The sequence below is a fragment of the Pseudonocardia kujensis genome, from assembly GCF_021283305.1.
Taxonomy (GTDB): Bacteria; Actinomycetota; Actinomycetes; order Mycobacteriales; family Pseudonocardiaceae; genus Pseudonocardia; species Pseudonocardia kujensis.
The window spans coordinates 23,391-48,068 of sequence record NZ_JAJSOK010000021.1 but is presented as its reverse complement, the minus strand read 5'-3'; the positions used below and the strand labels follow the sequence as shown (position 1 = coordinate 48,068).

General features: G+C 72.1%; 24 protein-coding genes and 2 pseudogenes. 14 read left to right on the top strand and 12 right to left on the bottom strand.

Features of this window, described 5'->3' with window-relative positions:
* Positions 1–42: 42 nt before the first annotated feature.
* From LWC35_RS16790 to LWC35_RS16755, 9 genes and pseudogenes are all read right to left on the bottom strand, one after another.
* On the bottom strand, positions 43–1,038 hold the full coding sequence (locus LWC35_RS16790) for an oligopeptide/dipeptide ABC transporter ATP-binding protein (protein ID WP_232871075.1): 996 nt from the start codon (positions 1,036–1,038) through the stop codon (positions 43–45).
* Positions 1,035–1,880: an ATP-binding cassette domain-containing protein gene (locus LWC35_RS16785; RefSeq protein ID WP_232871074.1), complete on the bottom strand. Its 846-nt coding sequence runs from the start codon at positions 1,878–1,880 to the stop codon at positions 1,035–1,037. Before LWC35_RS16785 ends, LWC35_RS16790 begins: the two co-directional genes overlap by 4 nt.
* On the bottom strand, positions 1,877–2,767 hold the full coding sequence (locus LWC35_RS16780) for an ABC transporter permease (protein ID WP_232871073.1): 891 nt from the start codon (positions 2,765–2,767) through the stop codon (positions 1,877–1,879). The genes LWC35_RS16785 and LWC35_RS16780 overlap by 4 nt, the downstream gene beginning before the upstream one ends.
* Positions 2,764–3,777, bottom strand: coding sequence for an ABC transporter permease (locus LWC35_RS16775; protein WP_232871072.1), 1,014 nt, complete (start codon positions 3,775–3,777; stop codon positions 2,764–2,766). Before LWC35_RS16775 ends, LWC35_RS16780 begins: the two co-directional genes overlap by 4 nt.
* A 134-nt stretch (positions 3,778–3,911) precedes the next feature.
* The gene (locus LWC35_RS16770; protein ID WP_232871071.1) at positions 3,912–5,042 is read right to left on the bottom strand and encodes an acetamidase/formamidase family protein; all 1,131 of its coding nucleotides are present in this window, start codon (positions 5,040–5,042) and stop codon (positions 3,912–3,914) included.
* Positions 5,042–5,830, bottom strand: coding sequence for a FadR/GntR family transcriptional regulator (locus LWC35_RS16765; RefSeq protein ID WP_232871070.1), 789 nt, complete (start codon positions 5,828–5,830; stop codon positions 5,042–5,044). The genes LWC35_RS16770 and LWC35_RS16765 overlap by 1 nt, the downstream gene beginning before the upstream one ends.
* Positions 5,831–6,172: 342 nt before the next feature.
* Entirely contained in the window at positions 6,173–6,340 is a 168-nt protein-coding gene (locus LWC35_RS40310) for a PLP-dependent transferase (protein ID WP_308194567.1), read from the bottom strand.
* A 75-nt stretch (positions 6,341–6,415) separates the two neighbouring features.
* A pseudogene (locus LWC35_RS40305) lies at positions 6,416–6,834 on the bottom strand (PLP-dependent transferase); the annotation flags it as partial.
* Between the two features lie 473 nt (positions 6,835–7,307).
* Positions 7,308–7,877: pseudogene (locus LWC35_RS16755) on the bottom strand (EamA family transporter); the annotation flags it as partial.
* 369 nt (positions 7,878–8,246) lie between these two features.
* On the opposite strand from LWC35_RS16755, the gene LWC35_RS16750 reads away from it, so the two are divergent.
* Positions 8,247–9,110 (top strand): LysR family transcriptional regulator, encoded by an 864-nt coding sequence (locus LWC35_RS16750; protein WP_232871069.1) that lies wholly within the window; start codon positions 8,247–8,249, stop codon positions 9,108–9,110.
* 210 nt (positions 9,111–9,320) lie between these two features.
* On the opposite strand, the gene LWC35_RS16745 is transcribed toward LWC35_RS16750, so the two are convergent.
* Positions 9,321–10,352, bottom strand: a complete 1,032-nt coding sequence (locus tag LWC35_RS16745; protein ID WP_232871068.1) for an AraC family transcriptional regulator — start codon at positions 10,350–10,352, stop codon at positions 9,321–9,323.
* Between the two features lie 191 nt (positions 10,353–10,543).
* A complete protein-coding gene (locus LWC35_RS16740) occupies positions 10,544–11,593 on the bottom strand; it encodes an LLM class flavin-dependent oxidoreductase (protein WP_232871067.1) in 1,050 nt (349 codons plus the stop codon).
* Between the two features lie 290 nt (positions 11,594–11,883).
* On the opposite strand from LWC35_RS16740, the gene LWC35_RS16735 reads away from it, so the two are divergent.
* From LWC35_RS16735 to LWC35_RS16680, 12 genes are all read left to right on the top strand, one after another.
* Positions 11,884–12,993, top strand: a complete 1,110-nt coding sequence (locus tag LWC35_RS16735) for an LLM class flavin-dependent oxidoreductase (RefSeq protein ID WP_232871066.1) — start codon at positions 11,884–11,886, stop codon at positions 12,991–12,993.
* Between the two features lie 2 nt (positions 12,994–12,995).
* Positions 12,996–13,952 (top strand): 3-carboxyethylcatechol 2,3-dioxygenase, encoded by a 957-nt coding sequence (locus tag LWC35_RS16730; RefSeq protein ID WP_232871065.1) that lies wholly within the window; start codon positions 12,996–12,998, stop codon positions 13,950–13,952.
* The gene (locus tag LWC35_RS16725) at positions 13,949–14,707 is read left to right on the top strand and encodes a dienelactone hydrolase family protein (protein WP_232871064.1); all 759 of its coding nucleotides are present in this window, start codon (positions 13,949–13,951) and stop codon (positions 14,705–14,707) included. Before LWC35_RS16730 ends, LWC35_RS16725 begins: the two co-directional genes overlap by 4 nt.
* Positions 14,704–15,516 (top strand): alpha/beta fold hydrolase, encoded by an 813-nt coding sequence (locus LWC35_RS16720; RefSeq protein WP_232871063.1) that lies wholly within the window; start codon positions 14,704–14,706, stop codon positions 15,514–15,516. The genes LWC35_RS16725 and LWC35_RS16720 overlap by 4 nt, the downstream gene beginning before the upstream one ends.
* 34 nt (positions 15,517–15,550) lie before the next feature.
* Complete coding sequence (locus tag LWC35_RS16715; protein ID WP_232871062.1) at positions 15,551–16,039, top strand: 2-keto-4-pentenoate hydratase; 489 nt, start codon at positions 15,551–15,553, stop codon at positions 16,037–16,039.
* Complete coding sequence (locus tag LWC35_RS16710) at positions 16,036–16,809, top strand: 2-keto-4-pentenoate hydratase (RefSeq protein ID WP_232871061.1); 774 nt, start codon at positions 16,036–16,038, stop codon at positions 16,807–16,809. The genes LWC35_RS16715 and LWC35_RS16710 overlap by 4 nt, the downstream gene beginning before the upstream one ends.
* 212 nt (positions 16,810–17,021) lie before the next feature.
* The gene (locus LWC35_RS16705) at positions 17,022–17,324 is read left to right on the top strand and encodes an urease subunit gamma (protein WP_232871060.1); all 303 of its coding nucleotides are present in this window, start codon (positions 17,022–17,024) and stop codon (positions 17,322–17,324) included.
* Positions 17,324–17,698, top strand: a complete 375-nt coding sequence (locus LWC35_RS16700) for an urease subunit beta (RefSeq protein WP_232871059.1) — start codon at positions 17,324–17,326, stop codon at positions 17,696–17,698. Before LWC35_RS16705 ends, LWC35_RS16700 begins: the two co-directional genes overlap by 1 nt.
* Positions 17,695–19,437, top strand: coding sequence for an urease subunit alpha (locus LWC35_RS16695; protein WP_232871058.1), 1,743 nt, complete (start codon positions 17,695–17,697; stop codon positions 19,435–19,437). The genes LWC35_RS16700 and LWC35_RS16695 overlap by 4 nt, the downstream gene beginning before the upstream one ends.
* A complete protein-coding gene (locus tag LWC35_RS16690; RefSeq protein ID WP_232871057.1) occupies positions 19,437–20,180 on the top strand; it encodes an urease accessory protein UreF in 744 nt (247 codons plus the stop codon). The genes LWC35_RS16695 and LWC35_RS16690 overlap by 1 nt, the downstream gene beginning before the upstream one ends.
* 22 nt (positions 20,181–20,202) lie before the next feature.
* The gene (gene ureG / locus LWC35_RS16685; protein ID WP_232871056.1) at positions 20,203–20,946 is read left to right on the top strand and encodes an urease accessory protein UreG; all 744 of its coding nucleotides are present in this window, start codon (positions 20,203–20,205) and stop codon (positions 20,944–20,946) included.
* A 1-nt stretch (position 20,947) separates the two neighbouring features.
* Complete coding sequence (locus tag LWC35_RS16680) at positions 20,948–21,754, top strand: urease accessory protein UreD (RefSeq protein ID WP_232871055.1); 807 nt, start codon at positions 20,948–20,950, stop codon at positions 21,752–21,754.
* 99 nt (positions 21,755–21,853) lie between these two features.
* On the opposite strand, the gene LWC35_RS16675 is transcribed toward LWC35_RS16680, so the two are convergent.
* Complete coding sequence (locus tag LWC35_RS16675; RefSeq protein ID WP_232871054.1) at positions 21,854–22,513, bottom strand: class I SAM-dependent DNA methyltransferase; 660 nt, start codon at positions 22,511–22,513, stop codon at positions 21,854–21,856.
* A 298-nt stretch (positions 22,514–22,811) separates the two neighbouring features.
* Between LWC35_RS16675 and LWC35_RS16670 the strand changes: the two genes are divergently transcribed.
* The gene (locus LWC35_RS16670; protein WP_232871053.1) at positions 22,812–24,551 is read left to right on the top strand and encodes a glycoside hydrolase family 15 protein; all 1,740 of its coding nucleotides are present in this window, start codon (positions 22,812–22,814) and stop codon (positions 24,549–24,551) included.
* Positions 24,552–24,678 lie beyond the last annotated feature (127 nt).

The following is a 24,678-nucleotide window of genomic DNA, read 5'->3' as shown; positions in this document are numbered from 1 at the left end:
GGAACCGGCCGCGTGCGGGCCGGGGCCAGGGGGTGGGGCGGGTCAGGAGGGCAGGGGGACCGGGCAGGCCGACCGGTGCGTGCCCTCGACCGTGACGAGCGGCGGGACCGCGGTGCGGCAGCTGTCCCGGACGTACGGGCAGCGGCCGGCGAGCCGGCACTCCGCTGGCAGGTCGACCGGGCTGGGGATCTCCCCGGCCAGGCGCAGCCGCTCGCGGCGCACGCCGTACTCGGCAACGGGCGCCGCGGACATCAGGGCGCGGGTGTAGGGGTGGCGGGGCCGGTCGAGCACCTCGTCGGCGGGTCCGTCCTCGACGATCGAGCCCAGGTACATCACGCACACCCGGTCGGCCACCCGGCGGACGGCCTGCAGGTCGTGGCTGATGAACAGGTACGTCATGCCGAGCCGCTGCTGCAGGCCCAGCAGCAGGTCGAGGATCTGGCCGCGCACGGACACGTCGAGCGAGGAGGTGGGCTCGTCGAGCACGACGACCTTGGGGCCCACCGCGATCGCCCGGGCGATGCCCACGCGCTGGCGCTGTCCGCCGGACAGCTCGTGCGGCATGCGCTCCAGGTGCTGGTCCTCCAGGCCGACCAGCGACATGAGCTCGCGCGCCCGCGCTCGCTGCGCCGCCCGGTCCAGGCCGAGGTGCAGCCGCAGCGGCTCGGTCACGGCCTGGTACACGCTGCGCCGGGGGTTGAGCGAGGAGTGCGGGTCCTGGAACACCATCTGGATGTCGCGGTAGGTGCGCGAGAGCGCCACCGAACCGAGCCCGGCAAGATCGATCCCGTCGAGCAGGACCTCACCCGCGGTGACGGGGAGCAGGCCGACTAGGCAGCGGGCCAGGGTGGACTTGCCCGAGCCGCTCTCGCCGACCAGCGCGGTGGTCTGGCCCGCCTCGACGGCCAGGTCGACGCCGTCGAGGGCCACGAGGTCGCGCCGCGGCCTGCCCACCCGGAAGTGCTTGGTCAGCCCGCGGATGTCGACGATGGGGTAGTGCAGGGCGGTGGCCGCCCCGGCGGGTTCGAGCGCGGTCACGACTTCGCCTCCAGCCTGCTCGCCGCCAGCAGGGTGCGGGTGTAGGAGTCGGTCGGGGTGAGGAACAACCCGGCGGTGGTGCCCGTCTCGACGACGCGCCCCTGCCGCATCACGACGACGTGCTGGGCGGTCTCGGCGACGACCCCGAGGTCGTGGGTGATGAGCAGGGTGGACAGGCCCCTGCTGCGGCCGAGCTCGGTGATCAGGTCCATGATCTCCGCCTGGATGGTCACGTCGAGGCCGGTCGTGGGCTCGTCGAGGATGAGCAGCTCCGGCTCGCAGAGCAGCGCCATCGCGATCATCACGCGCTGGGCCATGCCTCCGGAGAACTCGTGCGGGTACTGGCGCGCCCGGCGGCCGGGTTCGGGGATCCGCACCGAACGCAGCGCCTCGACTGCGGCCTCCCGAGCCAGGGCGCGGGACATCCCGTGGTGCCGCTTGGCGACGTCCGCGAGCTGCGTGCCGACCGGGAACACCGGGTTGAGTGCAGCGCGCGCGTCCTGGAACACCATGCTGATCCGGCGGCCGCGAACCGTGCGCATCTCCTGGTCGCCGCACCCCAGCAGGTCGCGGCCCGCGAACTCCATCCGGCCACCGGTGCGGACGAACGCGGGCGGCTGAATGCCGAGGATCGACATGGCGGTCAGCGACTTGCCGCTGCCGGTCTCGCCGACCACGGCGGTCAGCTCGCCGCGGGCGACCGTGAAGGACACCTCGTGCAGCACCGGGCGGTAGTCCTCGCCGCGCCCGAACCCGCCGCTGTACCCGTCGACGGTCAGGATCGGCGAGGGCGCGGCGGTGGCCGCCGGCGCTTCCTGCTCGATCGCGTGGGTGCTGGTCATGAGCTCCTCCGGGGGTCGAGGAAGTCCGCGAGTCCGTCGCCGAGCAGGTAACAGGCGCCGGCGATGCCGACGATCGCCAGGCCGGGGAAGAACGAGACCCACCACTGGCCGGTCATGATCGCGTCCTGACCGCGGGCGACCATGCTCCCCCACTCGGGGGTGCCGGGCGGCAGGCCGAGGCCGAGGAAGCCGAGCGCCGCGGTGAGCAACGAGACCCACGCGGCGTTGACCGCGATGTAGGCCAGGACGGGGCCGATGCTGTTGGGCAGCAGGTGCCCGAAGGCCACCCGCATCGGGCGGGCGCCGACCATCCGGGCGGCCTCGGCGAACTGCCAGCTCCGCCGCGACATGACCTCGGCTCGGACCAGACGCAGGTAGGGCGGCATTCCGACGAACGCCATGATGAGGATGAGGTTGACCGTGCCGGGACCGACGGCCTGCACGACCAGCATCGCCAGCAGGAGCGTCGGGAAGGCCTGGAAGACCTCCAGGATCCGCATGATCACCGTGTCGGTGACGCCCCCGAAGTAGCCGGCGAGCGTGCCGAGCGCGGTGCCGACGGCCAGGCCGGTCGCGACGGCGAACAACATCACGACCAGGTTGACGCGGGTGGCTGCCATGAGGCGGGAGAGCACGTCGGCGCCGAGCCGGTCGGTGCCGAGCCAGTGTGCCGCGGACGGCGCGCCGTACGGGTCGCCGACGGCGAGCGCGAGCGGGTCGTAGGGGGTCCAGAACCAGGACAGGACGGCGACGAGCAGGTAGGCCGCGACGATCGCCAGGCCGATCCGCACGCCCAGGGGGCCGCTGAACCGGGCGAACCGGGCCCGCCGCCGGGCGCGGGCGGGTGGCGCCGCGGGGGCGGGCGCCTGGGCGACGGTGGTCGTCACGAGCGGGTCCTCGGGTCGATGAACAGGTACAGGACGTCGACGACGACGTAGGCGATGACGTGCAGGATCGCCGCGTAGATCACGAAGCCCTGCAGCCCGGTGAAGTCGGACATCTGGATCGCCTGCAGCGCGTACTGGCCCATCCCGGGCCAGGCGAAGATGCTCTCCAGCAGGATCACCCCGGAGAACACGAAGCCGACAGTGCCGCCGAGGGTTGTCACGATGGGGAGCAGGGCGTTGCGGAGCGCGTACTTGAAGGGAATGACCCAGCCGTGGTGTCCCATCGCGACGGCGGTCCGCACGTACTCGGAGCCGAGCGCCTCCACCATCGCCGTGCGGGTGATGCGGGCCAGCGGCGCCGCGGTGGTGAAGCCGAGCGTCACCACCGGCAGGACGAGCTGTTGGGCTCCCGCCCACCATGTGGCCCAGTTCCCGGTCAACGCCGAGTCGAGCAGGATCATCCCGGTGATCCGGGGTGGCGGCGCCATCCCCGTCGGGAGCTGGCCCTGCGGCCCGGGCAGCCACCCGAGCTGCACGGCGAACAGCCAGACCAGGATCAGTCCCAGCCAGAACTGCGGCAGCGCGAGCCCGGCCAGCGACACGCCGCGGACCAGGAAGTCGGGGACACGCTCGCCGTGCACCGCGGCGATCACCCCGCCCGGCACCCCGAGCGCCACCGCCAGCACCAGGCCCAGCAGGCCCAGCTCGAGACTGGCGGGCATCCGGTCCCACAGGTCCACGGTGACGTCACGCCCGGTGGAGAAGGACTCGCCCAGGCTGCCGTGGAGCAGCCCGGCCAGGAAGTGGCCGAACTGCACCACCAACGGGTCGTTGAGGCCGAGCCGCTCACGGATGGCCTGCCGGACGGACTCGTCGGCGTCGACCGGCACGTACAGGTTGGTCGGGTCGCCCGCGAACACGCGGGAGACAAAGAACGTCACGGTCACGACGCCGAACGCGACCGGTAGCGCCCACAGCGACTTGGCGAGGGCGTGGCGGAGTAAGAGCACTGTCAGCACCATCCGTCCGGACAGGGGGAGTGCGGCGGGGACCGGCCGACAGCGGTGTCGCGGGGCGCGCCGCCGCGGCACACCGTTCGGGTCGTGGGTCGGGTCGTGGGTCGGGTCGGGGGATCAGGCGCCGGTCATCGGCCGCTCCCCGGGAGCCGTCGGGCCAGCGCCGCGAAGTCGGCGAGCCGGATCCGGGCATGCACGCCCTTGACCTCGTCGACGACCTGGGAGATGTCGAAGTCGGTCGCGGCGCTGAGGTAGGCGTAGCCAAGCTCGGGATCGATGCCGAACCGGGCGGCCAGCAGCTCCAGCGCGTTCTCCGCGCACGCCGCCACCGCGAGGTCGAGATCGGTGTCGAGCCCCGTCGGAACCAGGAGCGTGGGGGTCTCGGCGAACGGCCCGCGCACCCCGCCGAACCGCGCAGCGGCCTTGGCGGCCGGGATCAGGTCGAGGGTGACCGAGGCGCGCAGCGGAGCCTCCAGGGCGGTCAGTGCGATCTCGCCATTGCCCTGGGCGAAATGGGGGTCGCCGACATAGAACCCCGCGCCGGGGACCTGGACCGGGAGGTACAGGACGGTGCCGCCGACCAGCAGGGTGATGTCGAGGTTGCCTCCGTACGGACCCGGCGGAGTCGATCGGACACGGTCCGTGCCCGCGGTCGCCACCCCGATCAGGCCGAGGAACGGTGCGAGCGGGAACCGGATCGGCCGGTCGACCTCACCAGGCCGGACGGGGAGCGTGCCGAACGCGGGATCGACACCCTCGACGGGGCAGAAGACACTGGTCATCGGGCGGCCGCCGGCGGGGAACCTGCCGGGCAGCAGACCCTTGCCGTGCCTGCTCGAGATCACGCCGTAGGGGGCGCGGGGGACCAGGTCGCCGATGTGGACCGCCAGCAGATCGCCGGGCTGGGCGCCGCGAACCGCGATCGGGCCGCTGACCACGTGCGGGCCCGCCTGGGGATCGTGGGAGCCGTGTGCCGCGATCGCGATCGCATCCTCCAGGACGCGGGCCGGGTCGATTCCGTGGTCGCCGAAGAACCTGACGGGGTCGCGGCCCTGGTCCTCGAGGATGCCCTCGTGGCTCACGGTGTCGATCACGACGGTGGTGCCGGGATCGACTGTGAGGACCGGATCGTCCGACTCGGCGGGCAGCCGGCCCCACAGCGTGGTCTCGACGGTGGCGGGCAGGTAGGCGGGGGGCGCCGCAGCCGGGTCGAGCGGCTGGAGGACGGGGAGTGCGGTGGGGAGCTCGACGGTGGACATCAGGCATCGCCCTTCTGGGCCCCGGCGGACCGGGACCCCTCGTAGGAGGCCCGGGTGAGCTCCTGGACGTCGTTCAGGTGGCGGATCATGGCGTCCCTGGCCTCGTCGGCGTCCCCGGCCGCGATCGCGATCAGGATCGCGCGGTGGCCGAGATAGGACACCTCTCGCGCGTAGCGGCTCGCGTGCGACATGACTCGGGTCGCCGAGGTCCACGAGCAGGCCAGCGTGTTGATCGCGCTCATCAGGGGGTTCTGCGCCGCCGCGGCGACCAGGGTGTGGAACTCCAGGTCGAGCTTGAGGGACTCCTCGGGGGTGAGGTCCGAGACCGGGCCCCGCAGGACCTCCTCGAGCTCGACCAGGTTCGCGGGGGTGGCGCGGGCGGCCGCGAGGGCGGCCAGCCGCGGCTCGATGGTTTCCCGCAGCTCGGCGACGTCGCGCAGTTGGTGCTCCTCGTCGGAGAAGCGGTGGTAGAGCGCCTCGACCCGGTCCGGGGCGGGCAGGACGGTGGTTCCCCGTCCGGGTCGGCGCTCGATCAGGTTCTTCGCCTCCAGCTCGTGCATCGCCTCACGGAGCGTTGCCCTGGCCACCCCGAGGGAGTTCGCCAGGTCGCGCTCGGAGGGCAGTCGGTCACCTGCGCGCAGCTCGCCGACCGCGATCATCTTCTCCAGGCGGGCCGTGATCTCGGTGCTGACGCTGCGGCTGCGGTAGAGCGGCGACCCGCCGAGTGGGGCCAACAGCTCCGCCGCCGACGCCGGCACGGCGTCGCGACCACGCGCGCTCGAGTTCACAGTGTCCCCGTCCCTGAGGGTGCCGATCTGGCCTGATTGGCCCGACCAACAGGACCGTAAGGATCCGATCGGGGTGAGTGCCAGACTCTCCTGCCCTTCGGAATGGCGTCTTTACGTCTCGACATGCCGCCGAAACACGGGTGGAGACGCGGCTCACGACACGATGCCCGCCGGACATATGGGCCGCTCGCGCGGGCAGCAGCGGAGCGACCCGCTCCCACAACGAGTCCGGAACGAGATCCTCCCCCACGGCCCGACAGCCCGGTCGAGGTCAGCGTTCGTCTACAGCAGACACACCGAGATCATTCTGAAGCGAGCTCTCAGCAGCCTGAGCGCGCCCCGTCAGTTCACGCTGTCGAGAGCGGTGCGCAGGTCGGCCCAGAGATCGTCGACGTGCTCACATCCGATGCTCAGTCGTAGCAGGTTTCCGGGGGCGCTGGAGCCGGCGTAGCGGGCGCGGCGGTCGATGAGGCTCTCGATTCCGCCCAGGCTCTTGGCGTGGGTGAACACACGGGCAGGCTGCGTAGTCCGCGCAGGGCGAGCCATGCCTCGAGGGCGCCGGGGGTGGCGCCGGATTGGGCTCCTGCGTGGGTGAGGTGGGCCTCGTCGTCGGTGTCGCGGGTGCTGACGATTCCGAGCATGAGGTCGCTGTGTCCGCCAATGAACTTCGTCGCGCTGTGGAGTGAGAAGTCCGCGCCCATCGTCAGCGGCTGCTGCAGCAGGGGCGTGGCGAAGGTCGAGTCGACGATGACCTTGACCGGCTCGTCGCGTAGCGCGGGCAGGATCCGGTCCAGCTCGGTGATCTCGATCAGCGGGTTGCTGGGGCTCTCGAGCCACAGCAGTGCAGCGTCCTTCGCCGCGGCGAGGGTCGCCGCGGTGTCGGTGGTGTCGACCTCGGACAGGACGATCCGCCCCTTCTCGGCCCGTTCATGGAGCAGGCTGCGCGTCCAGGCGTAGCCGGCTGCCGGTCCGACCACCTTTGCGCCCGCGGGCAGTGTCTCCATGATCGCGGCTGCTGCGCCGATTCCGGAGGCGAACGCGGTGGCCGTGCCACCTCGAGGGTGCCGACTGCCTCTTCGAGGGCTCCCCAGGCGGGGGAGCCCTGCTCGCGGGCGTAGGCGCCACCATGGAAGTTCGAGGCGAGCACGACCGGCGGATTCAGGGGCTCGCCGAGGACGCGGTCCCCACGACCGGCGTGGATCGCCAGCGTGGACGGGTGAAGTTCGGACGGCACGCGCATCCTTTCGAGGCGGAGACCGCGGATCTCGACGCGGCGCTGGATCTTCTCAGGCGGATCGCCCCAGGCCACTCGGAGCGGGTGGCGCACCCTCGACCAGCCCGGGGCCCTCCGGTACTCGCGGGAGGTGGCCTGCTCGCTCGGCAGCACTGCTGATCCGAGGCGGTGTCGAATCATGGGTCGCACGTGGCGCGGTGACCGGGCCCGGCGCAGGAGTCCGGATGCGGTCACGACGGCGTTGCTGACGACGATCAGGCTGATCCCGAGCCATTCCGGGGCGGCGAGCGACTGGTCGAGAACGAGCCGGCCGACGAGCGCTGCCCAGACCGGGTTGAGGCTGGTCAGGATGCCGAAGATGTTTGCCGGGACTCGGCGCAGGGCGAGCAGGTCGCAGGTGAACGGCACGACCGACGACAGCAGGGCGCAGCCCACGGAGAACAGGAGGGCGGTGACCGCGGGTGGGTTGCTCACGAACAGGATGGCCGCGGTCGGCAGCCAGACGACGGCGGAAACCGTGCTCGCGGCGGCCGTGCCCTGCACGCCTGGCATTCGCTGCCCCAGCGTGCGATTGAGCAGGATGTAGCAGCCCCAGGCGACGGCGGCGACCAAGGCCGAACCGATGCCGAGGAAGTCGCTCGAGGCGCTCGGGTGGGTCAGCACCACGACCCCGACGACGGCGGCCGATGCCGCCGCGATGTCGGTGGCTCGTCGGGATGTGCTGATCGCGACCGTGAGCGGGCCGAGGAACTCGAGCGTGACGGCGAGGCCGAGTCCGATGCGGTCGACGGCGGTGTAGAGGCTGAGATTCATGACGCTGAACGTCGCGGCCAGGCCGAGCACCGGGCGCCACTGCTGCCAGGACATCGCCCGGAAGCGCGGCCGTGCGATCGGGGCCAGGACGAGCGCGGCGATCAACTGGCGCACCGCGACCACCCCGACCGGCCCCAGTGCCGGGAACGCCAGAGCACCGATCGCCGCCCCGGTCTGGTTGGCGATCGCGCTGCCCATTGCCGTGGCTACACCGGCAGCGCGTTGGCGAGGCGTCGCTGTCCGTGCCGTCAGCTGCTGGGGCGCTGCGACGGCCGCTCGCTGTTCCTCCTTGAGCGTCACAACTCGACGCTATGAATCTCGCGCAGCGATAAGCAAATGCAATGTGTGGCGGTGGCATAACCTGAAGTCATGGAGTGGACGCTGACGGAGCTGCGCTACCTCCTGGCGGTGGTGGACGCCCGCTCCTTCACCGACGCCGCCGGTGAGCTGGGCGTGTCGCAAGCGGCGGTCTCGCGGGCGGTGGGGAAGCTCGAGCGGCGCCTCGGCGAGCGGGTGCTCGTCCGGGCACCACACGCCTGCGAACCGACCCCGCTCGGCGTCGAGCTCTCCGCCCAGGCCCGTCGGGTGCTCGCCGAGGTCGACCGGCTCGATGAGCTCGCCCGCAACCACCACCGGGTACTGCGCCTGGGCTACGCCTGGGCGGCGATCGGCCGTCACACCACGCCCCTGCTGCGCAGCTGGTCCGGTCGCCACCCCGACATCGAACTTCAGCTCGTGCGGCACAACACTCCGAGCTCAGGTCTGATCGAAGGGCACGTCGACGCGGCCGTGGTCCGGACGCCGGTCGCCGGGTCGCGGCTCGACTCGGTGGTCGTCGGGCTCGAACGCAGGCTGGTCGCCTTCGCCGCCGACGACCCCCAGTGGCGCCGGCGCCGTGCCCTGAAGATGGCCGAGATCGCCAAGCGGACGGTGGTCATCGATCCCCGAACGGGAACCACGACGAGTGAGCTGTGGCAGGACGGCTCGCCCCCGAAGCGTTTCGTCCACTCCGGGGATGTCGACGAGTGGCTGGATGCGATCGCTGCCGGCCAGGGAGTGGGAGTCACCGCCGAGGCCACCGCAGCTCACCACTCGAGGCCAGGCGTGGTGTTCCGGCCGGTCGCGGACGGGCCCCCGATCCCGGTGCACCTGGCCTGGTGGCGGCTCAGTCCGCCACCAGGGCTGACAGATCTTGTCGACGAGGTAGCCGAACTTTATCGCTCGACCCGCTGACCTGGCCCTTCCCGTGCGGCGGCCGGGCCGGTGATCCGGTCACCACTGCGTGAGTTGGGCGGTCGACGTGCTGCTCAGGCAGGAGACAGCGGCGGAGCGTTGATGGGCTTGGTCTCCTCGAACCGCACCGTCCTGTCCACGGCGGTGTCGAGCCGAGATCACTCTCGCAGCAACGATCCTCTGGCTCCGCCGGGACTCACGGGACTCGCGCTAGACGACTATGCCGCCCGATCTGCGTAGGGTCTCCGCGGGGCTCGCTCCGTAACGGGCGCTGTAGCTCGCCGCAAAGCGTCCGTAGTGGTGCCAGCCCCAGCGTCGCGCGATTGCGGAGGCCGTCGTGGACTCGGGGTCCGAGGCCGTCAGCTCGGCGTGAATCTGCGCCAGGCGGAACTCGCGCAGGTACGTCATAGGGGGCTTGCCGACGTGTCGGCGGAATCCCTCCTCGAGAGCCCGCACACTCAGCCCGGCCGCAGTGGCGAGATCGGCGACCGACACGATGTCCGCGGCTTTCTCCTCGATGAGATCGAGGGCGTTGCGGATGCTCGCGGGCGCCACTCTCCGTTCCGGTCCCGACAGCTCGTCCGAATAGTTGTGCGGCTGTCCGCGCAGCAGGCCCGTCATGGCCAGGCCGGCGAGGCTGCCTGCCATGACCGGGTCGGTCATCATCCCGTCCGGCCGAGCCGACTCGGACCGCAGCAGCTGCAGGGTCCGGAGGAACGAGCCCGCGCGCGGCCCGTCGAGGTCCAGTTGGATGGCGAAGCGCAGGGGAGTGACGGGGACGCGCCCGAGCAGCGAGGCGAGCATGTTCTCCAGTGCCGCGGGCTCGAAGCGAGCGGTGATCAAGCGGCAGTCCTGGCTCCAGTCCTCGAAGTACACCGATTCGTCGGGGGACACCACGACGGCGCGACTGCCCGTGGCGAGGACCGAGTCCTGTCGTTGGCCGACTCGGACGTGCCCGACGCCGGCGAGCACGACCACGTAGTACCGGGGTGGAGGTGCGTAGAGCCTGACGTCGGTGCCGAGCTCGACGTACCCGAAGTCCAGGCCGGGCATGCCGTTCGTCCACAGGCGCATCTCGAACCGGCTCGGGCGGCTTGCGATCTGCAGCTTGTTGGGTGCGTAGGCCTGAGAGATCGCCGCGCTCGCTTCGTCGACGTCGCTCGTGCGCACCAGCGTGCCCGCCGGGGGCTCCGGCTCCACCTGGGCGAGCACGCCGCGTTCGAGTCGAATCGGCTCTGTCACCCCGCAGTCCTCCTGTGCTCGTCACGACGCCGTGCCGAACTCGGCGCCAGTGGTCGGAGTCCGGGTCATCGTAAGCCCGCGGCGGGGGAGCGAAAGCCGGTTCCCGCTGCTTGTGAGCCGGTTTACGCCGACCGCGGCCGAGCAGGCCGGTGGCGCCGCCCCCGCCACCGGCCTCATCGGATGTCCTGGGTTCAGAGCTGTGCGACCTCGGGCATGACCTTCTCCGCGAAGTTGCGCAGGTACTGGGCGGACTGCTCGAACGTCATTCCCGGTCGGTGCGCCATGAGGTGCAGCTCGGTCGGCCCCCCGTCCGCGTAGTCCGCGCGGAGCTGCGCGATCGCCTGCTCCGGGGTCTGGAACAGGTTCTCCCAGCCGGGCATGTCCTCCGGGACCTGCGGCACCCTGTCCATCATGAGCGAGCTGTAGGGGTGGAGGCCCGCCCGCTCGTAGTGGAACGCGTGGAACAGACCCTCGCGGTGTTCGGCCCAGGCCTTCTCGGGGTCGTCGGTGACGTAGCAGGTGCCGAAGGTGTAGATCTGGGCGTAGTCGTGGGGTCGCTGCGCCCTGTCGCATGCCGCGTGCCACCCGGCGCGCCACTGCTTCCAGGTCTCACCACCGGTCAGGCCGAGGAAGTAGCCACCGTGGGCGCCGACGTCGAGGCCGCGTCCGGCGACGCGGTCCATGGCCTTCTCGGAGAAGGCTGCCACGACCCACACCGGCAGCGGGTCCTGCAGCGGCCTGGGGTTCAGCCACACGTCGTCGAGATGCCAACGCTTGCCGTGGTAGGAGAACGGCTCGGGGGAGCGCCAGGCCTGGGTCATGATGTCGAGGCCCTCGTCGAGCATGCTCGGTCGGTTGCGCGGGTTGACGCCGAACATGGGAAATTCCATGTCGAAGGTCGGGCCGACCTGCCCGAGGCCGACGTCGAGGCGCCCGCCGGACACGACGTCGAGCACGGCGAGCTGCTCGGCGAGCAGCACCGGGTGGTAGAAGGGGACCTGGATGATGTTGGTCCCGATCCGGATCGTGCTCGTCCGGCTCGCTGCCGTGGCCAAGGTGACGGGCAGGCCGGGGTTGTAGCCGTCCGGGTCGCCATGGTGCTCACAGAGGCTGATGGCGTGGAAGCCGAGCCGTTCGACCTCTTCCATGTGCTCGAAAGTGGCCCCGTAGAACTCGGACCACGGGATGTGCCATTGCGGGGTCGCAGGATTGCGGAAGTCGTAGAGGACACCGAACCTCATCGTCCACCTCCAGTCTCACGGACTTCACGGTCCGGAAGGACTCAACCCGTATCCGCACAGGTCGACCATCCGCTTCTCGCTGCTGGTCGTCCGCGAACCGCGTGAAGGTGGGAGGTTCGTTCGGAGAGGCGTCTCGACGTGCCGTTTCGGCCTAACGCCGGCCGATTCGCGGTCGACGCGAGAAGCGGACTGGCCCGAGCGAGGAGCGGATTGTCGGGGCCCTACGCCGGCTTTAGCGTCGCTCCTGCCTCAAGGAGTCCGTCCTCGCGCCGAGGAGGCGGGACGGACCGATGTCAGAGTGGACGGAGCATCAAGTGGTCAAGTCGTGGCTCTTCGAGATCTTCAGCTACCCGTACGATCCGGACCCGGCGAAGTTCGACCCGCAGCTGTGCAAGGAGCTGTACGACTGGAAGCTGGAGTCGTGGGTCGCCGCCGAGGACCAGGGATTCGACGGGGTCTTCTTCTCCGAGCATCACTTCACCCCGTACAGCATCAGCCCGTCGCCGAACCTCCTGGTCGCGACGCTGGCGCAACGGACCACCCGGATGCACATCGGTGTGATGGCCAACATCACCGCCTTCCACAACCCGCGCCGCCTCGCGGAGGAGGGCGCGATGCTCGACCACCTCACCGGCGGCCGCCTCGAGGTCGGCCTGGGGCGGGGTGTCGACGAGCCAGAGTTCATCCGCGAAGGCGTGAAGATGGAGGAGACCCGCGCCCGCTTCGAGGAATCGGTCGCTCTCATCCAGGCCGCGTGGAAGGAGCCGACCTGGTCGTTCCACGGTGAGTTCTACAACTACGACAACGTGGGTATCTGGCCTCGCCCGCTGCGCCCGGAGCTGCCGATCTGGGTCACCGCGCTGAGCCCGAACACCGTGGCGTGGGCGGCTCAGCAGGGCTTCAGGTTCACCTCGGTGTTCTCCCCCACCGAGCAGATGCGGACGATCTTCGACGGCTACAAGAAGGCCGCCGCGGACGCGGGGCGCGAGGCGCAGCCCAGTGACATGGGCGTGTGCCGCAACGTCTTCATCGCCGACTCCGAGCAGGAAGCCCGCGATCTCGCGGAGCCCGCCTTCAACGCGCTGTTCGCCGCGTTCAAAGAGGCCGCGGTGTTCCACGACCTGGACAACGTGCCCGCGGGCTACGAGCACTACCAGTCCTTCTTCCGCCCGTTCGCCGGGGACGACGTCTCCTTCGACGCGCTGGTCGGAATGGGCGCGATCTGTGTCGGGACGCCGCAGACCGTCCGCGACCAGATCGTGGACCAGATCGAGACGATCGGCTGCGGGAACTTCCTCAACTGGGGCTCGTTCGGGAACCTCACCAAGGAGCAGACGATGCGCTCCTACCAGCTCTTCGGTGAGCACGTCGCACCCGCGCTGCGCTCCCTGAGCGTCTGACCATGGAGTCCGAGCTCGCCCTCTGCTGCATGTCGCACTCGCCGCTGCTGCACACCGCCGATCCGGGCGAGTCGGTGGCGCGCGCGGTGGCGGAGGCCTTGCGGGAGGCCCGGGCGTTCACCGACGCCTTCGACCCCGATCTGGTCGTGGTCTTCGGGCCCGACCATTATCAGGGCTTCCGGTACGAGCTGATGCCGCCGTTCTGCGTCGGTACGGCGGCGACGGCGATCGGGGACTACGGCACGAGCGCCGGGGACCTCGAGGTGCCCCAGGCGCTTGCGGACGACCTGATCGCCCATCTGCTGAACGCCGACCTCGACGTGGCGATGTCGGAGAAGATGGTCGTGGACCACGGCATCTCCCAGCCCCTGGAGATCTTGTTCGGCTCGAGCGGTGCGCGGCCCGTCATCCCGATCTTCCTGAACTCGGTCGCCGAGCCGCTGGGGCCGCTGCGGCGGGTCCGCCGACTCGGGGAGGCCGTGGGTGAGTGGGCGAGTCGGCTGGAGCGACGGGTCTTGTTCGTCGGCTCGGGTGGCTTGTCGCACGACGTGCCGATCCCCCGGTTGCGCGAGGCCACTCCGGAGGCGGCGGCCTACCTGGTGGACAAGCGCCGCACCCCGGCCGAACAGCAGGCCCGTGAGGAGCTGATCTACCAGGCCGGCCAGTCGTTCGCGCGCGGCGAGTCGCCGCTCATGGACCTGAACCCGGACCTGGACCGAGAGCTCCTCCAGCGGTTCGCGAAGGGTGACCTCACGTCGTTCGACACCGTCGGCGTCGAGTGGCTCGGCGAGCAGGGCGGCAGCTCCATCCACGAGGTCCGGTCCTGGATCGCGGCCCACGCCGCGTTGCAGACAGCCGGGCCCTACCGGACCGAGTCGTCGTTCTACCGGCCGATACCAGAGTGGATCATCGGCTTCGCGGTCACCACCGCACGGACGCGGGGAGAGGGATCGACATGATCGAGAAGGAACTGCTCGTGCAGACCGCCGACGGGCCGATGACCGTCGCGATCCGCCATCCCGACGGCGCGGGCCCCCATCCGGTGGTCGTCGTCTTCCACGACGGGCCGGGGCTGCGGAAGGACGTCTACGACGTTGCCGCGAAGGTGGCCGAGGCCGGCTACTACGCGGTCCTGCCCGACCTCTACCACCGGATCGGGCCGAAGATCTCCTTCGACCTGGCCGGGATCGGCCAGGGCCCGGGCTCCCCGGAGTTCGAGCGCCTGATGGCCGCAGTGGGCTCCCTGGACGACGACGAGGTGCTCGCCGACGTGGCCGCCCTGCTCGACGCCGTCGCCGAGGACCCGGTGGCGGGCTCGGGAGTCAAGGGCGCCATGGGGTTCTGCGTGGGGGCGCGGCTCACCTTCCGGCTGCTCGCCGCCCGGCCCGACGAGTTCGTCGCCGGCGCGACCATGCACCCGTCGTTCTGCGTGACCGACGAGCCGGACTCGCCGCACCTGAGCGTCGGCTCCCTGAAGGCCGAGCTGTTCGTGGCGTTCGGCGCCGCGGACACGCTCGCCTCGCTCGAGGTGAACACGCCGCTGCGCGACGAGCTGGCCCGGGCGAACGCGACCGTCGAGATCTACGACGGCGCCGACCACGGCTTCATGTTCCCGGGCCTCCCGGCCTACCACGAGCACGGCGCGACGGTGTCCTGGCAGCGGATCCGCGACCTGTTCGGGAGGACCCTGACGTCCGAGAGGGTGCAGGGGTGAGGACGCAGGAGGTGACCACGGGCCCGGACGCCACCCACCTGGCGACAGCAGGCGCGGAGCACGGGCCGCCCGTGCTGCTCCTGCACGGCACCGGCCCGGGCGCGACCGGCGCGCTGAGCTTCGCGCCGGTCCTCCCCGCGCTCGACGGGTTCCGCTGCCTCGTCCCCGACCTCGTCGGGTTCGGGCGCAGCGGCCACCCGCAGGACGTACCCGCCGGGCCGGGCCCGTGGTTCGCCCGGCGGGTCGACGCCGTGCTCGCGCTGCTCGACGCACTTGGCCTGGACCGCGTGCACCTGGTCGGGCACTCCTACGGCGCCCGGGTGGCACTGGAGCTGATCCTCCGCGCCCCCGCGCGCGTCGACCGGGTCGTGCTGCTGGCCGCCGGGGGAACCCCGGTCAAGGCCAACCTGACGACGCTGACCGACTTCTACGGATCCCCGGACGAGGCGGGCATGCGCGCCCTGGTCGACGCGCAGCTGTCGCGGGCGGTCCCCGGGATCGAGCGGTACGTCACCGAGCGGCTGGCCACCGCCGTGCGTCCGGAGGTCCAGCGGTCCTTCCAGGCGGCGATGAGCAGCGGTGCCCCCATGCCGACCTACGACGAGACGGTGCTCCCCGCCGTCTCGCACCCGGTCCTGGCGGTGCACGGCAAGGACGACGCGACGATCTCCGCCGACGCGTCGCTGTTCCTCACCGAGCACCTACGGCACTGCGACCTGCATCTGTTCGCGGGCTGCGGGCACCTCCTGCAGTACGAGGTCCCGACGCGGCTCGGCTCACTGATCCACGACTTCCTGGCGGTGACATGAATTCTTCGCGAGTCGGCCCCGAGGAGTGGTCGGCGTGAGCACTCCCGTCGAGAAGGCCCGTGCGCTCTACGAGGCCCGCGCCACCCGTACATCGATCCCGCCGTTCACCGATGCCGAGCCCGAGCTGGGCGTGGCGGACGGCTGTGCGGTCCAGCAGGAGCTGACCGCGCTGCTGCTCGCCGACGGCGACCGGGGCGGCGGCCACAAGGTCGGCCTCACCGCTGCGCCCCTGCAGAAGGCGCTGGGTATCGTGCCGCTCGCCGATCTCGACACCCGACTGATCGGCACGACCCTGACCCGCGACGGCGAGCCGGCCGACACCGGAGCCGGCGCTGCGGCCCTGGGCGACCCGGTCGCCGTCGTCGCCTGGCCGGCCAACACCCTCGGCGAGCACGGCGTGGCGTTGGAGCCCGGGCACCTGATCCTGACCGGCGCGCTGCATGCCGCCGTCCCGATGTCCCCGGGCGACGTGTTCCGGGCCGAGTTCGACCGGCTGGGGCCGGTCACCGTGAGGGTTACATGAACGTCGCCGCAGTGAACGTCACCGAACTGGCCGCCCGCCTGGCGAAGGCGACCGCGGACCGCACCGCCATCACGAAGCTCACCGACGAGTTCCCCGAGCTCGACCTCCCCACCGGCTACCTCGTGCAACGCGAGCTGCGCGCGGCCGCGGGCCCGATCGCCGGCTGGAAGCTCGGACTGACCTCACGAGCCAAGCAGGCCCAGGTCGGCGTGACCGACCCGATCCACGGCTTCCTGCCCGCCGCAGCAGCGCTCGACGTCGGCGCGCCGCTCGACACCGCCGAACACATCCAGCCGCGCTGCGAGCCGGAGATCGTGTTCATCCTCGGCCGTGACCTCGCGGGGCCCCATGTCACCGCAGCCGACGTCGTCACCGCGTCGTCCGGGGTCGCCGTCGGCATCGAGGTCCTCGACTCCCGATACCTCGACTACCAGTTCACCACCGCGGACGTCGTCGCCGACAACACCTCGGCGAGCCGCTTCGTCGTCGGCACCCCGGTGTCGCCCGCGGGCATCGACCTGCGGCTCGTCGGCGTGGTGCTGGAGCACAACGGCCAGGTGGTCGCCACCGCGTCAGGTGCGGCCTCCCTCGGACACCCCGCCGGTGCCGTCGCCTGGCTCGTGCGCCGCCTCGCCTCCGAGGACGAGGGCCTCGCCGCAGGCCAGGTCGTGCTCTCCGGCGGTCTCACCGCCGCCGTCCCGGTCGGCCCCGGCGACGTCGTCACCGCCACGATCGACCGACTCGGCTCCCTCGAGCTCGCTTGTCGTTGAGTCCCGGACCCGACGGAGGGAGACGATCGCACGCCGGAGCAGCCGCCCGACTTCCCGACGGTGTGGCGGCCTGCCTGGCGACTTCCTCGGCAAGCGCTCGACCAGCAAAACCCACAAGATGATCAACGGCGGGGAGCCCGGGGTACGGCCAGGAAGGTCGGGCCTCGTGCTGCGAAACGGCGCGGAAACATTTGGGTCGTAGAACTGTCGCCATGCATCTGAGCCCCCAGGAGCGCGACAAGCTCCTCGTGCACGTCGCCGCCGACGTGGCGCGGGCGCGGCAGTCGCGCGGCCTGCGCCTGAACCACCCCGAGGCGGTGGCGTTGATCACCGAGCACGTTCTGGAGGGCGCACGGGACGGCCGGAGCGTGGTCGAGCTCATGGACTCGGGGCGGGCCGTCCTGAACCGCGAGCAGGTGCTCGCGGGCGTGCCCGAGATGATCGACTCGGTGCAGGTCGAGGCCACGTTCCCGGACGGCACCAAGCTCGTCACCGTCCACTCCCCGATCGTCTGATGGGGGGCGGGGCGACGTCCGGGGGCTGGGCTCCCGGCCAGATCATTCCGGGCGCCGAGCCGGTGGAGCTGAACCCCGGGCGGGAGCGGACCACGCTCGTCGTCACGAACACCGGGGACCGGCCCGTACAGGTCGGTTCGCACTTCCACTTCGCCGCGGCCAACCCCGGCCTCGCGTTCGACCGCGAGGCGGCCTGGGGCACCCACCTCGACATCCCGGCGGGGACGAGCGTGCGGTTCGAGCCGGGCGTCGAGAAGGAGGTCGTGCTCGTGCCGCTGGCCGGGAAGCGGCAGGTCCCGGGCCTGCGCACCGAGTACGCCGGTGAGCTCGACTCCCGCTCCGCGGAGCCCACCGAGAGGAACCACGGCGGATGAGCAGTACTCCACCCACCCCGCCGACTCCGTCGGCTGCCGTCCCCCGGATCGAACGGGGCCGCTACGCCGACCTCTTCGGCCCGACGACCGGGGACCGGATCCGGCTCGCCGACACGAACCTGCTGATCGAGGTCACCGAGGACCGCTCGCGCGGCGCCGCGTCCGGCGACGAGGTGCTCTTCGGCGGTGGCAAGGTGATCCGCGAGTCGATGGGCCAGTCCACCGTGACCTCGGCCGAGGGCGCGCCGGACCTGGTGATCACCGGCGTCGTGATCCTGGACCACTGGGGCGTCGTCAAGGCGGACGTCGGCATCACGGACGGCCGGATCACCGGGATCGGCAAGGCCGGCAACCCGGACACGATGGACGGCGTCGACTTCGCGATCGGCCCGTCGACCGAGGTCCTCGCCGGCAACGGCAAGATCCTCACCGCGGGCGGCATCGACGCCCATGTCCACTTCATCACCCCCGGCCTGGTCGACACCGCGCTGGCCGCGGGCATCACCACGCTGGCCGGCGGCGGCACCGGGCCGGCCGAGGGCACCAAGGCCACCACCGTCACGCCCGGCCCACGGAACCTGAGGCGGATGCTGCAGGCGCTCGACCACCTGCCGGTCAACGTGCTGCTCATGGGCAAGGGCAACACCACCAGCGCCGACGCGCTGTGGGAGCAGCTGCGCGCGGGCGCGGGCGGGTTCAAGCTGCACGAGGACTGGGGCACCACCCCGGCCGTGATCGACGCCTGCCTGCGGGTGTGCGAGGAGTCCGGCGTCCAGGCCGCCATCCACACCGACACGCTCAACGAGGCCGGGTTCCTCGAGTCGACGCTCGAGGCGATCGCCGGACGCTCGATCAACGCCTTCCACACCGAGGGCGCGGGCGGCGGGCACGCACCGGACATCATCGAGGTGGTGGGGACGGACCACGTGCTGCCGTCGTCGACCAACCCGACCCGGCCGCACACCGTCAACACGCTCGACGAGCACCTCGACATGCTGATGGTCTGCCACCACCTCAACCCCTCGGTGCCCGAGGACCTGGCCTTCGCCGAGAGCCGCATCCGGCCGACGACGATCGCCGCCGAGGACCTGTTGCACGACGTGGGCGCCATCTCGATGATGAGCTCGGACTCGCAGGCGATGGGCCGCATCGGCGAGGTGATCATCCGGACCTGGCAGACCGCGCACGTGATGAAGGAGTCCCAGGGCGCGCTCGCCGGGCCCGCGGACAACCTGCGCGCCCGGCGGTACGTCGCGAAGTACACGATCAACCCGGCGTTGGCGCACGGCATGGCCTCGCAGATCGGGTCGGTCGAGCTCGGCAAGCTGGCCGACCTGGTGCTGTGGGAGCCGAAGTTCTTCGGCGTGCGGCCGGACGTCGTGCTCAAGGGCGGGTTCATCGCGTGGTCGCAGATGGGGGACGCCAACGCCTCCATCCCCACCCCGCAGCCGGTGTTCGCGCGCCCGCAGTTCGGGGCGGCGCCGCTGGTGGCGTCGGCGACCTCGCTGAACTTCGTGGCGTCCGTGGCGCTGGGGACCGACGCACTCTCCGGACTGGCCAAGGGCGCGGTGGCGGTGGACGACACGCGCTCCATCACCAAGGCGTCGATGCTGCTCAACGACGCGACGCCGGTCGTGAAGGTCGACCCGGACTCCTTCGAGGTCCGCATCGACGGCACCGTCGTGGAGCCCGCGCCGGTGTCCGAGCTGCCGATGGCGCAGCGGTACTTCCTCTTCTGATGCCGGGCCTCGCATCCCTCGTGCTCGCCGACGCCCGGTTCCCGGGCGGCGGGCACGTGCACTCCGGGGGACTGGAGGAGGCGGTCTCCCGCGGCCTCGTCTCGGACGTCGCCTCCCTCGAGGGTTTCCTTCGGGGGCGGTTGCGTACCGCCGGCCTCGTCGCGGCTGCGTTCGCCGCGGCCTCCGCAGCCGTGAGTGCCTGCCGCCCCTCCAGCGGCCCTTCCCCCTCACGACCCTCGTCGAGCTGCGACGGCGCCGCTGCGACCCGCGCACGTTTCGCCGAGCTGGACGCGGAGCTGGAGGCCCGGACCCCGAGCGCGGCTGCGCGGGAGGCCTCGCGGGCGCAGGGTCGCGGGACGCTTCGGGCGGTCCGCGCCGCGTGGCCGTCGCCCGTGCTCGACGACCTCGCCGCCGTGCACCCGCGCCCTCACCATCCGCTGCTGATCGGCGCGGCGTGCGGGGTCGCCGGGGAGCCGCCGGGGGAGGCCGCGCGGTGCGTCGCGTACCTCGCCGTCTCCGGGCCGGCGTCCGCGGCGGTGCGACTGCTCGGGCTGGATCCCTTCGCCGTCAACGCCGTGCTGGTCGGACTCGGCCCCGCGCTGGAGACCGTGGTCGCGGAGGCGGTGTCGGCGGCCGACGGCCCCCCTCCCGACCTGCCTGCGCCGGGCGCCCCGGTGCTCGACCTCATGGCGCAGGCACACGTCGACCAGCACCGCGGGCGCCTGCGCTTGTTCGCCTCCTGACCCCGATGAACGGAGCACACCGATGAGCGGCGACCACACGCATGAGCACGGACCCACCGGCCAGCACGGTCACGGCCACCTGATCTCCTTCGACCCCACCGCGTCCGAGCCCGACCACCATGCCGCCCCGCCCACGCAGGGCCGGGCGCTGCGGATCGGGATCGGCGGACCCGTCGGCTCCGGCAAGACCGCGCTGGTCGCGGCGCTCGCGCGCAGCCTCGGCGAGCGGGTCCGGCTCGCCGTCGTGACGAACGACATCTACACCACCGAGGACGCGGACTTCCTGCGCCGCAACGCCGTGCTCCCGCCGGAGCGGGTCGAGGCCGTGCAGACCGGCTGCTGCCCGCACACCGCGATCCGCGACGACATCACCGCCAACCTCGACGCCATCGACACCCTCGAGGAGCGCTTCGCCTCCCGTGACGGGCAGAGCCTGGAGCTCGTGCTGGTGGAGAGCGGCGGCGACAACCTCACCGCCGTGTTCAGCCGCGGCCTGGTCGACGCGCAGATCTTCGTGGTCGACGTCGCCGGCGGGGACAAGGTGCCGCGCAAGGGCGGCCCGGGCGTCACCACCGCCGACCTGCTGGTGATCAACAAGACCGACCTCGCGCCGCTGGTCGGGGCGGACATGGACGTGATGACCGGGGACGCCCGCCGGATCCGGGGCGCGCTGCCGGTGATCACGCAGTCGCTGGTGGAGGACCCCTCGGCCGGCGAGGTCGGCGCCTGGGTGCTCGATCGGCTCGCCACTCGGGTGGCCGCCTGACATGCACGCCCGCGCCGTCCTGACCGTCGAGCGGGGAGCCGGCGGACGCAGCGTCGTGCGCGAGCTGCGGTCGCAGTCCCCGCTCTCGCTCGTGCCCCGGCGCGGCACCGCGGCGGCGGCCGATCCGGCGGTGACGGTCCACATGGTCGGCTCGGCGAGCACGCCCCTGGCCGGCGACGACGTCGAGCTCGACGTCCGCGTCGGGCCCGGCGCCGATCTGGTCCTCACCGGCGTGGCGGCGGCCGTGGCCCTGCCGGGGACCGACCGGCCCAGCTCGCTCGCGCTGCGGTTCACCCTCGGGGAGGACGCGAGCGTGCAGTACCTGCCCGAGCCCACCGTCGTCACGGCGCGGGCGCACCACCACACGCTGCTGCACGCCCGCCTCGCCCCCACCTCCCGACTTCGGGCTCGCGAGGTGCTGGTGGCGGGCCGGGCCGGCGAGCCGAGCGGTCGCTACCGGGGGACCGTGCGCGTGGAGGAGCATCCGACGCCGCACCAGAGCGCGGTTCCGGTGGTCCCGCTGCTGCACCAGACACAGGAGCTGGGCGATCCGGTGCTGCAAGAGTCGTCGGCTCACCTCGCCGCACGCCGGGTGCTCGGCACCGAGGTGCTGATCTGGGGCGCCGACGGGGTGGCGGTCACCGGGGACTGGTGGTCGCTCAGCCCCCTCTCGCGGCGCGGCAGCCTCATCACCGCCGTCGCACCCGACGCCGTGAGCACCCAGCGCGCCCTCGCCGAGGCGATCGCCGCCCACCCCGGCTGGGCCGTCGGGACCAGGCACGACGCCGTTCGTGCGCTCGTGTTCTGAGTCGTCAACCTCGGTCGTGCGCGTGCGAACACACCCGCGCTCGTTGCCGGCGCGCGGTGAGCGAGCGGCGGCGCGAGGCGTGCCCGGCGGCGGAATGCATCACGGACGCTTGCAGGCGATGAGGCTTGCCTGCGGGATCTTCGTGGCGGCGCTGGTCGGCTCGGGGGCCCGCACCTGCCGGACGACGAGGTCGAAGCCGGCGTCGTCGAGCAGGGCGGCGACCGCCGACGGCTGGAGGCGGTGGAAGTCCAGTGAGATTTGGTGGCCGAAGGCCTCGTCGTAATGGACGACGTCGTCGCCCACCTGGAAGCCCACCAGCAGGAGGCCGCCGTCGGTGAGCACGCGGTGGAACTCGGCGAACACCGCGGGCAGGTGGGCCGGGGGGATGTGGATGATCGAGTACCAGGCGACGAGACCCGCCAGGCTGCCGTCGGGCACGTCGAGTGCGCCCATCTGGCCGACGTCGAAGGTGATCTCGGGGTGCTCGCGGCGGGCCAGGTCGACCATCGCCGCCGAGAGATCGACGCCGCGGATCGACAGCCCGAGGCCGTGCAGGTGTGCGGTGACGTGGCCGGGTCCGCTGCCGACCTCGATCAGCTGTCCGTCCGGGTGCCGTCCGGCGACGAGCTCGGCGAAGCCGGCGAGCATGGCGCGATCGAACGGACTCTCGGCCAGCTCGGAGCGGAACGTCTCGTCGTACGGGACGGCGATGGCGTCGTAGCCGGTGCGGGTGGCGCGGAGGTAGCTCGACTCGATCACGAGCGGAGCCTAGGAGCCCGACCCGCGGGCACCTGTGCGACACCCGCGCGCCGACGAGTTCCGCGGTCGTCTGCACGGGAAGGCGTGGCTGCGGTGGCATGCCGGGGGCACGGGTGGGCCAGTGACGACCCTGCCGACGACCCTGCCGACGACCCGGCTGACGATCCGGCGGGCCCGCTCCCACGGGCGTCAGACGATCGCAAGGTCGGAGGCCTCCTGAGCGTTCCCCGAGGCGGATAGTCCCCCTCCGGGCCGGCCGTCGTGGCCCGGCCCGGAGGTTCGACCGCGGGGAGGCGGGGTGGAACGACGCACGGCGGGACCGCACGTGCTGCGCGAGTACGCGCTGATCGCCGACGGGGAGCGAGGCGCGTTGGTCGGCCCGCGCGGGGACATCGCCTGGCTCTGCGCGCCGCACTGGGACTCGCCCGCAGTCCTCTCCACGCTGCTCGGGGGCCGGGGCTGCTACGCCGTGGCCCCGCGGCGGCGGAGCGTGTGGGGCGGCTACTACGAGGACGGCTCGCTGATCTGGCGGTCGCGCTGGATCACCGATGAGAACACCGTCGTGGAGTGCCGCGAGGCGCTCGCCTTCCCCGGCGACCCGCGCCGCGCCGTGATCCTGCGTCGGGTCCGGGCGGTGCGCGGTGAGGCACGGGTCGACGTGTTGCTCCGGCCGACCGCGGACTTCGACGACGCGGCGTTCACGCGCGTCCGCCGCTCCGACGACGGGGTGTGGACCGGCCGGAGCGGGTCGTTGCGGCTGCGGTGGAGCGGCGCGGCGGAGGCGCGGCCGGACGACGGCGGGTTGTGCACCGAGCTGCGGCTGGCGCCGGGGGAACAGCAGGACCTGGTCCTGGAGCTCTCCGACGCCGCGTTCGAGGGTCCGCCGCCGGATCCCGGCCGCGCCTGGGCCGCCACGGAGACGGCGTGGCGGGAGGCCCTTCCCGAGCTCGGGCCGACGATCGCCGAGCGCGACGCCCGGCACGCCTACGCGGTCATGCGCGGGCTCACCGGCGCCGGGGGCGGGATGGTCGCGGCCGGGACGACGAGCCTGCCCGAGCGTGCGGACCAGGGGCGCGACTACGACTACCGCTTCGTCTGGATCCGCGACCAGTGCTTCGCCGGGCAGGCCGTGGCCGCCGCAGGCCCGCATCCCCTGCTCGACGACGCGGTGGGGTTCGTCGCGGGCCGGATCCTGGCCGACGGGCCCGACCTGATGCCCGCCTACACGGTCGCCGGTGAGCCGGTGCCGCCGCAGCGCTCGCTGGACCTGCCCGGCTATCCGGGCGGCTCGGACGTGATCGGCAACCACGTGCGCAAGCAGTTCCAGCTCGACGTCTTCGGGGAGGCGTTGCTCCTCTTCGCCGCCGCCGCGCGGCACGACCGGCTCGCCACGGACGCCTTCCGGGCGGCCACCGTCGCGGTCGCGGCGATCGAGAAGCGCTGGCAGGACGTCGACGCCGGGTTGTGGGAGCTCGACCCGCAGCACTGGACGCACTCGCGGCTGATCTGTGCCGCCGGCCTGCGTCAGGTGGCCTCCGCCGTGGCGTCCGCGTCCGACGCCGCCGGGTGGAACGCCCTCGCCGACCGCATCGTTGCGGCGACGGCGGCGGACTGCCTGCACCCCTCGGGACGCTGGCAGCGCACGCCCGACGATCCCCGGGTCGACGCCGCGCTCCTGCTCCCGGCGCTCCGGGGCGCCCTGCCCCCGGACGACCCGCGCTCGATCGCGACGCTCGACGCGGTCCGCGCCGACCTCGGCCGCGACGGCTACGTCTACCGCTTCCGGCACGACGAGCGCCCGCTCGGCGAGGCCGAGGGCGCTTTCCTCCTGTGCGGGTTCCTCACCGCCATGGCGTCCCACCAGCAGGGCGACCGGGTCGGCGCCGCCCGCTGGTTCGAACGCAACCGGGCCGCCTGCGGGCCGCCGGGCCTGTTCTCCGAGGAGTACGACGTGGTGCAGCGCCAGCTGCGGGGCAACCTGCCGCAGGCGTTCGTGCACGCGGCGATGCTGGAGGCGTCGGTCCGGCTCGCCACCTGACGACCGCTCCCTGCTCCGACGGCCACGGAGAACGGTGGCGCCGGAGAACGGTGGCGCCGGAGAACGGTGGCGCCGGAGAACGGCGGCGCCGCCACCGGAGCCGGTGGCGACGCCGCCGTCCGGTCGG

What these genes read in the sequence shown, in the direction of transcription:
- LWC35_RS16735 (WP_232871066.1), top strand. Translation starts at nt 11,884, where the DNA reads ATGTCAGAGTGGACGGAGCATCAAGTGGTCAAGTCGTGGCTCTTCGAG.
- LWC35_RS16725 (WP_232871064.1), top strand. Translation starts at nt 13,949, where the DNA reads ATGATCGAGAAGGAACTGCTCGTGCAGACCGCCGACGGGCCGATGACC.
- LWC35_RS16785 (WP_232871074.1), bottom strand. Translation starts at nt 1,880, where the DNA reads ATGACCAGCACCCACGCGATCGAGCAGGAAGCGCCGGCGGCCACCGCC.
- LWC35_RS16770 (WP_232871071.1), bottom strand. Translation starts at nt 5,042, where the DNA reads ATGTCCACCGTCGAGCTCCCCACCGCACTCCCCGTCCTCCAGCCGCTC.
- LWC35_RS16750 (WP_232871069.1), top strand. Translation starts at nt 8,247, where the DNA reads ATGGAGTGGACGCTGACGGAGCTGCGCTACCTCCTGGCGGTGGTGGAC.
- LWC35_RS16705 (WP_232871060.1), top strand. Translation starts at nt 17,022, where the DNA reads ATGCATCTGAGCCCCCAGGAGCGCGACAAGCTCCTCGTGCACGTCGCC.
- LWC35_RS16680 (WP_232871055.1), top strand. Translation starts at nt 20,948, where the DNA reads ATGCACGCCCGCGCCGTCCTGACCGTCGAGCGGGGAGCCGGCGGACGC.
- LWC35_RS16710 (WP_232871061.1), top strand. Translation starts at nt 16,036, where the DNA reads ATGAACGTCGCCGCAGTGAACGTCACCGAACTGGCCGCCCGCCTGGCG.
- LWC35_RS16695 (WP_232871058.1), top strand. Translation starts at nt 17,695, where the DNA reads ATGAGCAGTACTCCACCCACCCCGCCGACTCCGTCGGCTGCCGTCCCC.
- LWC35_RS16690 (WP_232871057.1), top strand. Translation starts at nt 19,437, where the DNA reads ATGCCGGGCCTCGCATCCCTCGTGCTCGCCGACGCCCGGTTCCCGGGC.
- LWC35_RS16700 (WP_232871059.1), top strand. Translation starts at nt 17,324, where the DNA reads ATGGGGGGCGGGGCGACGTCCGGGGGCTGGGCTCCCGGCCAGATCATT.
- LWC35_RS16740 (WP_232871067.1), bottom strand. Translation starts at nt 11,593, where the DNA reads ATGAGGTTCGGTGTCCTCTACGACTTCCGCAATCCTGCGACCCCGCAA.
- ureG (WP_232871056.1), top strand. Translation starts at nt 20,203, where the DNA reads ATGAGCGGCGACCACACGCATGAGCACGGACCCACCGGCCAGCACGGT.
- LWC35_RS16730 (WP_232871065.1), top strand. Translation starts at nt 12,996, where the DNA reads ATGGAGTCCGAGCTCGCCCTCTGCTGCATGTCGCACTCGCCGCTGCTG.